General features: G+C 66.8%; 13 protein-coding genes. 3 read left to right on the top strand and 10 right to left on the bottom strand.

The genetic code is table 11. The features are described from left to right. Positions 1 to 81: 81 nt before the first annotated feature. The 4 genes from glpX to L1787_RS02925 all read right to left on the bottom strand — a co-directional run bounded on the left by glpX (position 82) and on the right by L1787_RS02925 (position 4,501). Complete coding sequence (glpX, locus tag L1787_RS02940; protein WP_235706971.1) at positions 82 to 1,074, bottom strand: class II fructose-bisphosphatase; 993 nt, start codon at positions 1,072 to 1,074, stop codon at positions 82 to 84. 325 nt (positions 1,075 to 1,399) lie between these two features. Continuing rightward, complete coding sequence (locus tag L1787_RS02935) at positions 1,400 to 2,701, bottom strand: homoserine dehydrogenase (RefSeq protein ID WP_235706970.1); 1,302 nt, start codon at positions 2,699 to 2,701, stop codon at positions 1,400 to 1,402. A 6-nt stretch (positions 2,702 to 2,707) separates the two neighbouring features. Beyond that, on the bottom strand, positions 2,708 to 3,916 hold the full coding sequence (locus L1787_RS02930; protein WP_235706969.1) for an LL-diaminopimelate aminotransferase: 1,209 nt from the start codon (positions 3,914 to 3,916) through the stop codon (positions 2,708 to 2,710). A 36-nt stretch (positions 3,917 to 3,952) separates the two neighbouring features. Beyond that, positions 3,953 to 4,501: a hypothetical protein gene (locus tag L1787_RS02925; protein ID WP_235706968.1), complete on the bottom strand. Its 549-nt coding sequence runs from the start codon at positions 4,499 to 4,501 to the stop codon at positions 3,953 to 3,955. A 156-nt stretch (positions 4,502 to 4,657) separates the two neighbouring features. On the opposite strand from L1787_RS02925, the gene L1787_RS02920 reads away from it, so the two are divergent. Continuing rightward, on the top strand, positions 4,658 to 6,481 hold the full coding sequence (locus tag L1787_RS02920; RefSeq protein ID WP_235706967.1) for a PHA/PHB synthase family protein: 1,824 nt from the start codon (positions 4,658 to 4,660) through the stop codon (positions 6,479 to 6,481). Positions 6,482 to 6,484: 3 nt separating this feature from the next. Here the strand turns inward: L1787_RS02920 and L1787_RS02915 are convergent, their stop codons facing one another. The 5 genes from L1787_RS02915 to L1787_RS02895 all read right to left on the bottom strand — a co-directional run bounded on the left by L1787_RS02915 (position 6,485) and on the right by L1787_RS02895 (position 10,671). Next, positions 6,485 to 7,951: an OmpA family protein gene (locus tag L1787_RS02915; RefSeq protein WP_235706966.1), complete on the bottom strand. Its 1,467-nt coding sequence runs from the start codon at positions 7,949 to 7,951 to the stop codon at positions 6,485 to 6,487. Positions 7,952 to 8,023: 72 nt separating this feature from the next. After that, positions 8,024 to 9,061 carry an N-acetyl-gamma-glutamyl-phosphate reductase gene (argC, locus tag L1787_RS02910; RefSeq protein WP_235706965.1) on the bottom strand — a complete coding sequence of 346 codons (1,038 nt, stop codon included), beginning with the start codon at positions 9,059 to 9,061 and terminating at the stop codon, positions 8,024 to 8,026. Positions 9,062 to 9,145: 84 nt separating this feature from the next. Next, positions 9,146 to 9,637, bottom strand: coding sequence for a 30S ribosomal protein S9 (rpsI, locus tag L1787_RS02905; RefSeq protein ID WP_439648256.1), 492 nt, complete (start codon positions 9,635 to 9,637; stop codon positions 9,146 to 9,148). Further along, the gene (rplM, locus tag L1787_RS02900; protein ID WP_235706964.1) at positions 9,634 to 10,098 is read right to left on the bottom strand and encodes a 50S ribosomal protein L13; all 465 of its coding nucleotides are present in this window, start codon (positions 10,096 to 10,098) and stop codon (positions 9,634 to 9,636) included. The genes rpsI and rplM overlap by 4 nt, the downstream gene beginning before the upstream one ends. A gap of 150 nt (positions 10,099 to 10,248) precedes the next feature. Next, the gene (locus L1787_RS02895; RefSeq protein WP_235706963.1) at positions 10,249 to 10,671 is read right to left on the bottom strand and encodes a PaaI family thioesterase; all 423 of its coding nucleotides are present in this window, start codon (positions 10,669 to 10,671) and stop codon (positions 10,249 to 10,251) included. A gap of 102 nt (positions 10,672 to 10,773) precedes the next feature. On the opposite strand from L1787_RS02895, the gene L1787_RS02890 reads away from it, so the two are divergent. Together L1787_RS02890 and L1787_RS02885 are read left to right on the top strand one after the other, a co-directional pair. After that, positions 10,774 to 11,517, top strand: a complete 744-nt coding sequence (locus L1787_RS02890; RefSeq protein WP_369415050.1) for an enoyl-CoA hydratase-related protein — start codon at positions 10,774 to 10,776, stop codon at positions 11,515 to 11,517. Positions 11,518 to 11,557: 40 nt separating this feature from the next. Beyond that, positions 11,558 to 12,091: a CoA-binding protein gene (locus L1787_RS02885; protein WP_235706961.1), complete on the top strand. Its 534-nt coding sequence runs from the start codon at positions 11,558 to 11,560 to the stop codon at positions 12,089 to 12,091. Positions 12,092 to 12,122: 31 nt separating this feature from the next. Here the strand turns inward: L1787_RS02885 and L1787_RS02880 are convergent, their stop codons facing one another. Next, a complete protein-coding gene (locus L1787_RS02880) occupies positions 12,123 to 13,118 on the bottom strand; it encodes an NAD(P)-dependent oxidoreductase (protein WP_235706960.1) in 996 nt (331 codons plus the stop codon). Positions 13,119 to 13,238: the final 120 nt, after the last annotated feature.

Genomic DNA, 13,238 nt, shown 5'->3' with positions numbered 1-13,238 from the left:
TTGCGCCGCACACCCCGTGGGCCGGCAGGCGACCGTGATCGCCGCCGATCCGCCATCTCAGTCGGATCGTTCCGCCTGGGCCTAATCGAGGATGAACTTGGAAAAGTCCGTGTGGCGGGCCTTGATGGTGCGCACCGTGCCGGTGGAGGACCGCATCACGATGGTCTCGGTGGTGATGTAACCGGGATAGAAGCGCACGCCTTCGAGGAGGTTGCCGTCGGTGACGCCGGTCGCCGAGAAATAGACGTCGCCGCGGGCCATTTCCTCGTGGGTATAGACCTTCTCGAAGTCGGAGATACCCATGCGCTCGGCGCGAGCCTTGTGCTCGTCGGTCCTCAGGATGAGGCGACCCTGCATCTGGCCGCCGATGCAGCGCAGCGCCGCCGCGGCGAGAACGCCCTCCGGCGCGCCGCCGGTGCCGATATAGATGTCGATCCCGGTCTCGAGCGGGTTCGTGGTGTGGATGACGCCCGCGACGTCGCCGTCGCCGATGAGGCGGATCGCGGCGCCCGTCTCACGCACCGCCTGGATCAGCTCGGCATGGCGCGGCCGGTCGAGAATGCAGGCCGTGATCTCTTCCGTCGGCACACCCTTGGCCGCGGCGACCTTACGAATGGCTTCGACGGGCGGCATGTCGATGTCGATGATCCCCTGCGGATAGCCGGGACCGATCGCGATCTTTTCCATGTAGACGTCGGGCGCGTTGAGGAGCGAACCACCTTTGGCGAGCGCGAGCGTCGCGAGGGAGTTCGGCATGTCCTTGGCGCACAACGTGGTGCCTTCGAGCGGATCGAGCGCGATGTCGACGCGCTGGCCGGCGCCCGTGCCGACGGCTTCGCCGATATAGAGCATCGGCGCTTCGTCGCGTTCGCCTTCACCGATGACCACGATGCCTTCGATGTTGAGGCGATTCAATTCGCGGCGCATCGCGTCGACGGCAGCCTGATCGGCGGCGCGCTCATCGCCCCGTCCGCGAAGTCGTGCGGCTGAGACGGCGGCTCGCTCCGTCACACGCATCACTTCGACGGTGAGGACGCGATCAAGCGCCCCCTTAGGGGTACGATCTTCTTGCATGACGGTAGCGCTCCGGCTCACAAACACGTTTCTTTCTGACGCGCGAAACGCCAACGCGCAAGCACATAGCACCCATGTTCGCGCCGGCAAAGAATTGACCAAGTGCCGCGGCGGATAAGTTCACATTCACGCCTTATCCGAGGCAGCGCTTTTTAAACTAATACACAATTTGGTCACGAAAGCTGCCGGCGGGCCGGATCTCGCCGGCCCCAGATCATCCGCTCGATTGTGCCAGGGAGAGAGCCGAGACCCGATCGGCCCGGCTGACCGACGGATGTCTTGGACGAAAAAGGCCGATCCAACGAAAGTTGCATCGGCCTTTTGGTCAAAGTGTCTGCGCGATCGGAATGACGTGCGGCCCGCGCACGATGATGCCGTCTTTGGCGATCGCATCGAGCGCGCGGGACAGGGCCGCGCCCGTGGTCGGATAAGTCACGAGGATCACGGTCTGCTCGTCGAGCGGCGGCAGGTGTTCCGGCCGGTGCGGGGTCTTCTGGACGATCTGCTCCAGTGAGATCCCCTCCGCCGCCATGCGCGAGGCGAGAGCGGCGAAGGCGCCGGCCCGGTCGGCGATCGGCAGGCGCACATAGAATGCGCCGCGATGCCCGCCGGCCTGCGGCTTGCGGTACAGCGCAAGGCTCGACGAGGGACGGCCGAGCGGCGGCGGCGCGAGGCCGCGCGCGAGGTCGGTGAGGTCGGAGACGACGGCGCTCGCCGTCGCGCTGCCGCCTGCGCCGGGACCGGACAGGACGAGCTCGCTGAACGCCTTGCCGCGGATCGACACCGCGTTGGTGACGCCGGACGTCTCGGCAAGGGCGCTGCCACGCGGCACCATCGTCGGATGGACGCGCTGGTCGACGCCCTCCTCGGACATCGTCGCGATGCCGAGAAGCTTGATGCGGAAGCCGAGCTCGGCCGCCGCGTCGAGGTCCGCCGGCTCGATGCCGCGAATGCCCTCGACCGAGACCGCGCTCGCATCGAGCTCGGTCGTGAAGGCGATGGAGGACAGGATCGCGAGCTTGTGGGCGGTGTCGAAGCCGTCGACGTCGAAGGTCGGATCGGCCTCGGCATAGCCGAGCCGCTGCGCCTCCGCGAGGCAGGCGTCGAAGGTGAGCCCCTCGTTCTCCATCCGCGTCAGGATGTAGTTGCAGGTGCCGTTCATGATGCCGAGCACGCTGTCGATCGGGATGCCGGCGAGGGCGTCGCGCACCGTGCGGATCGCGGGAATGCCGCCGGCGACCGCCGCCTCGTACATCAGCGGCGCGCCGGACGCTTCGGCGAGCGCGACGAGGTGCATCCCATGCGCGGCGAGAAGCGCTTTGTTCGCCGTCACCACCGCCTTGCCGGCCTTCAGCGCCGCCTCGACGGAGGCGAGCGCCTTGCCGCCCTCTCCGCCGATCAGCTCGACGAAGACGTCGATGTCGCTGGTCGCGAGGGCGACGGGATCGTCGAACCAGGCGACGCCCGACAGGTCGACGCCGCGATCGCGGTTGCGATCACGGGCGGAAACTCCGACCACTTCGATGGTGCGGCCGGACCCGCCATGGGTCGGCTCGGCTTCCAACAACTCGATGGTCGCGGCACCAACGGTGCCGAGACCGGCAATTCCAATTTTCAGCGTCGACACAGAACCTCAGCGGGTGGCGGCGTTGAACGACACCACATTGTGCTGCCGATCGATAAAGCGTTTCAGGCTGCGGGCAGCCTGGCGGATACGCTGCTCGTTCTCGACGAGCGCGATGCGGACATGGCCGTCGCCGTGTTCGCCGAAGCCGATGCCGGGCGCCACCGCGATCTGCGCCTCCTCGAGGAGCTGCTTGGAGAATTCCAGGCTCCCGAGATGGGCCATCGACGGCGGGATCGGCACCCAGGCGAACATCGAGGCGGTCGGCGAGGGAATTTCCCACCCGGCGCGGCTGAAGGATTCCACCAGCGCATCGCGCCGCTTGCGGTACGTCTCGCGGATCTCGACGATCGGCTCGTCGCCACCGTTCAGCGCCGCGGCGGCCGCGACCTGGATCGGCGTGAACGCCCCGTAATCGAGGTAGGATTTGACGCGGGCGAGCGCGGCGATCAGCTCCGGATTGCCGACCGCGAAGCCCATGCGCCAGCCGGGCATCGAGTAGGTCTTCGACATCGAGGTGAACTCGACGGCGATATCCTTCGCGCCCTCGATCTGGAGCACCGACGGCGGCGGCGGGCCTTCGAAATAAATCTCCGAATAAGCGAGATCGGAGAGCACGAAAATCTCGTGCTTCTTGGCGAAGGCGATCACCTCTTTGAAGAAATCGAGATCGGCCGTGTAGGCGCCGGGGTTCGACGGATAGCACAGCACCATCGCGATCGGCTTCGGCACCGAGTGGACGACGGCCCGCTCGAGCGCGCGGAAGAAGTCCGGCCCGGGCTCGGCCGGCATCGAGCGGATCGAGCCGCCGGCCATCAGGAAGCCGAACGCGTGGATCGGATAAGACGGGTTCGGCGTCAGAACGACGTCGCCGGGCGCGGTGATCGCCTGCGCCATGTTGGCGAAGCCTTCCTTGGAGCCGAGCGTCGCGATGACTTCGGTGTCCGGATCGAGCTTCACGCCGAAGCGGCGCTCATAATAGGCGGCCTGCGCGCGACGCAGCCCCGGAATGCCGCGCGAGGCGGAATAGCGGTGCGTGCGGGGCCGTGCGACCGTCTCGGTCAGCTTGTCGACGATCGCCTGCGGCGTCGGAAGGTCCGGATTGCCCATTCCGAGGTCGATGATGTCGGCCCCGTTGGCGCGCGCCGCCGCCTTGAGGCGGTTGACTTCCTCGAACACGTAAGGGGGCAGACGGCGAATTTTATGGAAGTTCTGCATCACCAACACTCCGAACTGACTAGCGCAATAAAGTCCCTATTGTGCGGGGGCAACTGTTTCGTTCGTGGGCGCCGCGCCTTGCGGCGGAATCGCGCCGACGGCGCGCGGCTGCGGCTCGTCCGGCGAGAGGGGGCGGCCGATATCGACCGCCTCGTCCGGCGCCGGCGCGGTGGCCGCGGGGACGGTCGCCGGCTGCGGCGCCGCCGCGGCGGCCTGCTGCGGCCGGCCGCTCGCCTCGATCTTGCGGCGCGTCTCTTCGACATGGTTGCGACCGCGCGACGCGAGATCGGTCGCGGGACCACCACTTGCCGCGAGTCGGCGCGCTTGCGTGGCGGTGCGGGCCCCTTCGGCCGCCACCGCGTCGCGCTCCGCCGCGACCGATCGACTCGATCGGGGCAGACCGGCCACGGAAACCGGGTCCGCCAGAATATTCGGGAAGCCGTCCTCGTTGACGGCGGCCACTTCGGTCGGCAACACGGTCGCCTGTTGTTTCGGCGTCGGAATCAGGGGAGCAGCCGGATCCATGCCGCAGCCGGCGAGGAATGCGGCAATGAGCGCGTTAACTAAGATACTCTTACGCGTCATGAGCGGATCATCCGACTATGCGATAGGCTACGCATCTCACATGATGGGCAACCAGCGCTCGCCGCCTTATGTGTTGGCAATCGGCTGACGAGGTTCCATGAGTGGGACGCAAAGGAAAGAACAGGTCGTTAATCGCGCTTCCTGGAGGGCACGAAAATGGACGCACGTGGCACTGCCGACACACCACGCGATCCAGTTTTGAACTACATCGTTCAAAACCCCGAGGAGTTTGCGAAAAACCTGGCGAAAATGCTGGAGCACGCGAACGAGGCGATGGCCGCCTATATCGCGCCGGCCCAGCAGGGTGAGATCAAATCCGATTATTCGACCGAGCTGTCGGAGTGGATGCGGACGCTCTCGCGGGTCGGCCATTATTGGCTGTCCGATCCGCATCGCGCGTTCGAGGCGCAGGCCCGCCTCGCCAGCGACTGGATGAACCTCTACGCCCACGCGATGCGCCGCCTCGCTGGCGAGGAATCGCATCCGGTCGTCTCGCCCGACCCCGCCGACAAACGGTTTCGCGACCCCGATTGGTCGACGGTTCAGTTTTTCGACTTCCTCAAGCAGGCCTATCTCATCACGACACGCTGGGCTGAGCAGCTCGTCGCCGAGACTGACGATCTCGACGAGCACACCCGCGCCAAAGCGAGCTTTTACGTGCGCCAGCTCTCGGCCGCGCTGTCACCGTCCAACTTCGTTTTGACCAATCCAGAGCTTTTGCGCGAGACGGCCAGTCGGTCGGGCGAGAATCTCGCCAAGGGCATGAAGATGCTCGCCGAGGACGTCGCCCGCGGCAAGGGCGAGCTGCGCCTTCGGCAGACCGATCCGCACGGCTTCGCCGTCGGCGTCAACATGGCGACGACGCCCGGCAAGGTGATCGCGGAGAACGAGGTCTGCCAGGTGATCCAGTACGCGCCGACCACCGAGACGGTGGCGAAGGAGCCGCTGCTGATCGTCCCGCCGTGGATCAATAAATATTACATTCTGGATCTCAACGCGGACAAATCGTTGATCGCCTGGCTGGTCGGTCAGGGGCACACGGTGTTCGTGATCTCCTGGGTCAATCCCGACGAGACGCACGCGTTGAAGGATTTCACCCACTACATGCACGAGGGCATCTTCGAGGCGATCGACGTCGCCTTGAAGTCCACCCAGACCGACAAGCTCGACATTGTCGGCTACTGCGTCGGCGGCACGCTCCTCGCGATGACGCTCGCCTACATGGCGCGCACCGGCGACACGCGGATCAACAGCGCGACCTTCCTCACGGCGCAGGTCGACTTTACCCATTCGGGCGATCTCAAGGTCTTCGTCGACAAGGAGCAGCTTGAAGCGCTCGAACGCAAGATGCGGTCGAAAGGTTATCTCGAAGGGTCGGTCATGTCTTCGGCCTTCAACATGCTGCGGGCGAACGACCTGATCTGGCCCTATGTGGTCAACAACTATATAAAGGGGAAGGATCCGTTCCCCTTCGATCTCCTTTACTGGAACTCCGACTCCACGCGGATGCCCGCGGCGAACCACGCCTTTTATCTCCGCAACTTCTATCTTGAGAACAACTTTGCGAAGGGCGGTCTCCTCGTCGACGGTTATGCGCTGTCGCCCGACCTCATCACGGTGCCGGTGTTCAACGTCGCCACCAAGGAAGACCATATCGCCCCGGCGCTGTCGGTGTTCCGCAGCAACAAGATGTTCGGCGGCGAGGCGAAATTCGTGCTCACCGGATCGGGGCATATCGCGGGGATCGTGAACCCGCCGGCGAAGACGAAATATCAGGTCTGGACCGACGGCGACTCATCGGGAACGCTGGAGCACTGGCTCGCCACCGCGACGGAGACGCCCGGCTCCTGGTGGCCGATGTGGCACGAGTGGCTGACCGCGCATCGCTCGGGCGAAACGGTGCCCGGCCGGACGCCGGGTGGCGGCGTGCTTACGCCGATCGAAGATGCCCCCGGGCGCTTCGTGAAGATGCGTTATTGAGCCTCACGCGCCGGTCGCGATCGGATCCTCGCCCTGGGTGAGGAGCGGCGTGATCCGGCGGACCGCGATCCGCCGATTGGCCCGCTCCGCCGCCGCGGTCGGGATCGCGAGGAAGGCTTCGCCATAGCCTTGCGTCACCAGATTTTCCGGCGGGATGCCATATCCGGCCGTGAGGAGCGCCGCCACCGCCTCGGCGCGGCGGTGGCTGAGCTCCAGGTTGTCGATCGCATCGCCGACAGCGTCGGTGTGCCCTTCGACGAGGAAGACCTCGCCGGGGTTTGTGGCGAGGGCGGATCGGATCGCACGGGCGAGCGTGTCGAGCGATCGCGCCTCGGCCGCACGGACGGTGGCCGAGTTGAAATCGAACGAAATCGTGTCGAGCTCGATCTGCGGCATCGTCTCGCGCAGGGACCGGCTCTGAAGCACCTGATGGAGCGTGTAGGACCGCGATAGATCCGCGACGGGCTCCGACCGCGCGGCAGCGACCACCGCATCGCCCCCGGCGGAATTGCGCGTCGCATCCGGCACGAAGACGGAACTCGCCATGGGCTGATCGGCCTCGCGTGACGGTGCTTGCGCCGCGGTTCGCCAGCGGGGGCGATTGGAATAAAGCCGGATGCGCGCGCCGCCCGGCGCAACGCGTTCCAGGAGCACCCGCATATCCCGTTCGTCGATGGTGAGTTCGAGCTTCGATCCATCGTGCCGGGAGATGACCTCTTGCCGCCACCCTCGATCGAGCGCCGTCACCTCCGTCGTCTCGGCATGCCAGGCAAAGCGCAGCGGCTTGCGGGAGACGACGAGGGAGCGACCGTCTCCGGCCATATAGACGAGCCGGTCCGCATTGGCGCGGACGAGCGCGCCGAGCTCGGGCGCACGCTGACCGGACGGACCGGCGCGGCGCGCGGCCTCACGCTCGCGCTGCTCCCATGCGGCCTGACGGGAACGCCGTGCGCTCGCCGCCCTGTCGACGCGCATGATCGCCTCTGCGGTCCACCGTGCGCTGGGGGCTGCGATGTCGAGCCCCTCGTCGCCGAGGATGGGAGCCGAGGGGCCGCCGCGGCCGTCCGCGTCGCCCGTCATCGCGCGACCGTCGGCGCCATTGGCGATCACGCGGCCATCCGCGCCATTCGTAAACGCGCGGCCGTCCGCTTCATTGGTAAAGGCGCGGCCATCCGCTTCATTGGCGATCGCACGGCGGCGCGCCTCGCGAGCGATGTCGGCATTGCGGCGGAGCCGTTCAAGACGCTCGCGATGCTCGCGCGCCGTGGCGCGATAGCGTTCCTCGACGGCGCGCCGTCGCTCCTCCTGGCTTTTATAGGCCTTTTGCCGCGCTTCAGCGTCGAATTGCGCGGGGCGCACGGCACCCTCGCCGTGCCAGCCGAGCCGCGAGGGTGCGGCAGCGGCGGCATGAAGCGGCAACGCCACGGCGGCGAAACCAGCGGCGGCGAGAATGACGACGAGCCGGCGCATCGCGCCCTCCCCTGGTCCCCGAATGCGGGACCAGGAAACACGGCTCGGTTGCCGCGGGCTTGTCGCCGCGGATCAGGGGAAGAGGGCGAGCTGTGACAGCCCCGTCGCCTCGTCGAGCCCGGTCACGACGTTCATGTTCTGAACGGCCTGGCCGGACGCGCCCTTGACCAGATTGTCGAGCGTCGACAGCACGATCGCCCGCCCGCTGCGCCGATCGGGCACCACGCCGATACGGGTGTGGTTGGAGCCCCGCACATGGCGCGATTGCGGCACCTCCCCAAACGGCAGCACCGCGACGAAGGGCTCGTCCCCATAACGCTCGGCGAGCGTCGCGTGGATCGCCTTCGGATCGCCCTTCACATAGATCGTCGCATAGATGCCGCGGTTCATCGGCACGAGATGCGGCGTGAAGGTCGGCGCGACGCTGGTGCCGGCGGCAAGGCTGAGCTCCTGGTCGAGCTCGGCCGTGTGCCGGTGCTTGCCGACGCCATAGGCGTGGAAACCCTCCGACACCTCGCCGAAGAGGTTCGCGACTTTCGCCGCCCGGCCCGCCCCGGTGACGCCCGACTTGGCGTCGACGACGATCTCTTCGAGGTCGACGAGCCCGGCCTTCACGATCGGCACCAGCGGCAGGAGCGTCGCCGTCGTGTAGCAACCGGGATTGCCGACGAGCCGCGCCGATTTCAGCGCCTCGCGATGGATCTCGACGAGGCCGTAAACGGCCTCTTTCTGCAATGCGGTCGCCTGGTGCTCGTGACCGTACCAGGTTGCGTAGGACGCCGGATCGGACAGGCGGAAGTCGGCCGACAGGTCGACGATCTTGAGGCTCGGCTTCGCCTCGAGCGCCGCCTTCAGCGTCACCTGGGTCGTGCCGTGCGGCAGCGCGCAGAACAGGACGTCGATCGGGCCGAGATCCACCTCGTCGAGCTTCTGGAGGATCGGCAGGTCGAGCGTCGAGAATTGCGGGAAGACGTCGGCCATCGGCTTGCCGGCGTTGCTCTCGGCCGACAACGCCGCGATTCGGACCGCGGGATGGCGGGCGAGAAGGCGGATGAGCTCGGCCCCGGTGTAGCCGGAAGCGCCATAGATCGCGACGTTGAGGGTGTCCATGTCTGTCCCCGATAGCCCAGTGAAACAAAAAAAGCCCGGCGCAATGCGCCGGGCTTCGTACCATACGAGATGGGAGCCGAGCGCTTAGCGCTTGGAGAACTGGAACGAACGACGGGCCTTCCGGCGACCGTATTTCTTACGCTCCACGACGCGGCTGTCGCGCGTGAGGAAGCCGACGCGCTTCAGGATGCTGCGCAGCTCGGGCTCATAGTGGGTGAGCGCCTTGGAGATGCCGTGACGGACCGCGCCGGCCTGACCGGAGAGGCCACCACCGGAGACGGTGCAGATCACGTCGAACTGACCCTCGCGCGAGGCGACGAGCATCGGCTGACGGATCACCATCTGGAGCACGGGCCGCGCGAAATATTCCTCGTACGGCTTCTTGTTCACGGTGATGCGGCCGGTACCCGGCTTCACCCAGACGCGGGCGACCGCATCCTTGCGCTTGCCGGTCGCGTAGGCGCGGCCGAACGAGTCGAGCTTCTGGACGTGGACGGGCGCGGTTTCGACCGCGTCACCCTCGCCCTGGCCGATGGCGGCACCGAGATCTTCCAGCGACTGAACGGTATCGCTCACTTCGCCCTCACATTCTTCGTGTTCTGCCCGCCGAGGTCGAGAACCTCCGGCTGCTGGGCTTCGTGGGGATGATTGGGGCCCGAATAGATGCGCAGATTCTTCATCTGCTGGCGGCCGAGCGGGCCACGCGGCATCATCCGCTTCACGGCCGATTCGAGGACGCGCTCGGGGAAGCGACCTTCGAGGATCTGCTTCGCCGTGCGCTCCTTGATGCCGCCGGGATGGCCGGTGTGCTTATAGTACATCTGCTGCTCGTACTTGCGGCCCGTGAAGGCCACCTTGTCGGCATTGATGACAATGACATTGTCGCCGCAGTCGACGTGCGGCGTGAAGATCGGCAGATGCTTGCCGCGCAAGCGCAGGGCAATCTGCGCTGCGAGGCGACCCACAACGAGATCCGTGGCGTCGACCACGACCCAGCGCTTTTCGACCTCCGCAGGCTTTGCGGAAATGGTGTGCATGGCGTGTTCCATGAAAAAGATGTCGTGCTGCGTGAGCCGCAGCGTGGCGCGCATATGAGGCCTTCCCGCGGAAACGTCAAGCGACTTTTATTATACCAATAAAATCAATATCTTACATCAAGGGTATGATATTACCACACGCCGATCTTCTTACGCGACCGGAGAAACCGTCGGCATCGCGTAAGTCATCGTGGCGTGGGCGAGCGCGGTCCGATCCGCCCCGAACGCCTCGCAGACGATGACGGAGAGCCGCTTGCCGGGCTTCATCACTCGCGCCTCCTGCACGATCGTCTGCCCCTCGGGGCTCGCCCGCAGGAAGGACACGTTGAGGTTCGTCGTCACCGCCATCTTGGCGTCGATCGGCATCGAGAGGAGCGCAGCGTAGGCGGCGGCGTCGGCGAGCATCATCAAAGTCGGCCCGGAGACGATGCGGCCGGGACGCAGATGATCCTCACCCGGCAGGAAATGGAGCGCGGCGAATCCGTCTTCGGCGCGGTCGATCGCGATGCCCGGCCGGGCGAAGACTTGCGGAAACTCGGCGGTCAGATAGGCGCGGATCTCGTCGAGGGTCATGGATTGACTGCACGTTGTGGCGGGCGTTTTCTAAGCCCTATGGATGGATCGCCCCCCTCGCAAGCACCCACTGACGCCGTTCTCATCGAGGATGTCGGACGCGTGCGGCGGATCGTGCTCAATCGCGGCCCGCAGCGCAATCTTCTGACGCACGAGATGATGGCCGCCCTCTCCGCCGCGCTCGACGCGCCGGATGCCGGCGTCATCGTCATCGCCGCCACCGGCCCGGCTTTCTGCGCCGGACACGACATGAAGGCGATGGCCTCCCATCATGCCGACGCCGACGGTGGGCGCGCCTTCTTCGCCGCCCTGTTCGAGGAATGCTCGGCGATGATGGAGAAGATCGAGCGCGTCCCCCAGCCGGTGATCGCCGAGGTGCACGCCACCGCGGTCGCCGCCGGATGCCAGCTCGTCGCCGCCTGCGATCTCGCCGTCGCCTCCGAGGCCGCCCGCTTCGGCACCACCGGCGTCACCTTCGGCCTCTACTGCTCCACCCCGGCCGTGCCCCTCACCCGCACCGTCGCCGCCAAGCACGCGGCCGAGCTGTTGATGACCGGCGACCTCATCGGCGCCGAGCACGCGCTGCGGATCGGGCTCGTGAACCGTATCGTTCCGACCGCCCTCCTCGAGGCGGAGACGATGGCCTTCGCTGCCCATATCGCCGAGAAGTCCGCCGCCGTGCTCGCCCTCGGCAAGCGCGCGGTGAAGGCGCAGGCCGGCCTTCCCGTCCACGAGGCCTACCGATGCGCGAGCGCGGCGATGGTCGACAATCTCCTCATGGACGACGGCCGCGAGGGCCTCGCCGCCTTCGCCGAGAAGCGTCCGCCCGAATGGCGGGACCGCTGATCACCGACCCGTCCCCATTCCCGACCCCGGAAGCTTTCGCATGAACCACGACCAGTATGACGACGCCCTCATCGAGAGCATCCTCCACGGGGTGAAGACGATCGCGATGGTCGGCGCCTCGGCGAACCCGGTCCGGCCGTCGAATTTCGTGCTTCTCTATCTCGTCCAGAAGGGCTTCACGGTCTTCCCGATCAATCCGGGCCAGGCCGGCAAGACGATCGGCGGCCAGCTTTGCTATGGCCGCCTCGCCGACGTGCCGGAGCCGATCGACATGGTCGACGTCTTCCGCGCGTCGGAGGCGGTGCCGCAGGTGGTCGAGGAGGTGCTCGCCCTCGAACCGCTGCCGAAGGTGCTGTGGCTCCAGCTCGGCGTGCGCAACGACGAAGCGGCCGCCGTCGCGGAACAGGCGGGCCTCACCGTCATCCAGAACCGCTGCCCGAAGATCGAATATGGCCGCCTTTCGGGTGAGATCCGCTGGTCCGGCGTCAATTCCCGCCGCATCTCCTCGCGCCGGCCGGTCGCGATGGAGGGCTTCCAGCGCCTCGGCCTCTCCCCCGGCCCGAACAAAGGCTGAGGGGCCCCGCGGAGCCCCTCGATGCCGTGGATCAGCGGGCGACGCCGATCCGCGCGAGACGCTCGGCGGCGTCCGGGTTCACCGCGCCTTTGGGCATATGCCCCTCGGTGAGCGCCTTCACCTGGGCCACCGTGTCGTAGGCCTGATGGGAGATCGCCTCGGGGGTGAGGCCGCCGACATGCGGCGCGGCGATCACGTCCGACCGCCGTGCGAGATCGAGGCTCGGCTTCTGGTCCGGCGCGCGGCCGACATCGATCGCGGCGCCGGCGATCCCCTTCGCGTCGAGCACCGCCGTGAGCGCCGCTTCGTCGACGAGATTGCCGCGGGACAGGTTGATGAAATAGCTCGTCGGCCGCATCCGCGCGAACGCCGCCGCGTCGATCAGATTCTCCGTCTCTTCGGTGGCGATCGCGAGGCAGACGACGAAATCGGCCTCCGACAGCAGCGTCGGCAGGTCGACCTGGGTGATCCCCTCGTCGGTGATCGTCTTGTGGGGGTCGCTCACCAGGACGCGCATCCCGATCGCCCGGGCGACCTCGGAAAAGCGCTTGCCGAGCGTTCCATAGCCGATCACGCCGACCGTCGCGCCGGCGAGCTGGCGCCCCATCTGCCCGTCGGGCTCGCCCCCGCTGCGATAGTCCGATGCATAATCCGTCATCCCGCGGGCGAGGTCGACCATGAAGCCCACCCCGAGCTCGACCACGGAGGCGGTGAAGCCCGGCGTCGCCTGGGTGACGAGAACACCGTGCCGGCTCGCTTCGTCGACGTCGATATTGCGCACGTCGACGGCGCACCGCATGAAGGCGACGACGTCGGGTGCCGCGGCGAAGAACGGCGTAGGGCCGGGCGTCTGCCGGTCCGAAAGAACGATGTCGCAGCCCTTCGCGGCCTCGGCGAGCGCGGCGCCTTCGAGCACGGCGTCGCTGTCGTTGATGCGGACGTCGGCGAGCGCGCGCAGGGCGGCGAGCGGCCCTGCGCCATAATAGTTCGCGAGCATGTGCCGCGTGTGGGTCAACAGGATTCTCATCGGGCTCCTCCGCGTTGGTCGTATGGGTGGAGGCCGCGCCGATAGGATGAGTGCAACGCTCCGCGGGCGCAGATTAACCAGACGCGCAGACAAAGGAAGGCCATGCGGAGGCTCATCCCG

The organism is Acuticoccus kalidii (assembly GCF_021556395.1).
Lineage (GTDB): Bacteria > Pseudomonadota > Alphaproteobacteria > Rhizobiales > Amorphaceae > Acuticoccus > Acuticoccus kalidii.
The sequence above is the reverse complement of the archived record's forward strand: the minus strand, read 5'-3'. Positions and strand labels throughout refer to the sequence as shown.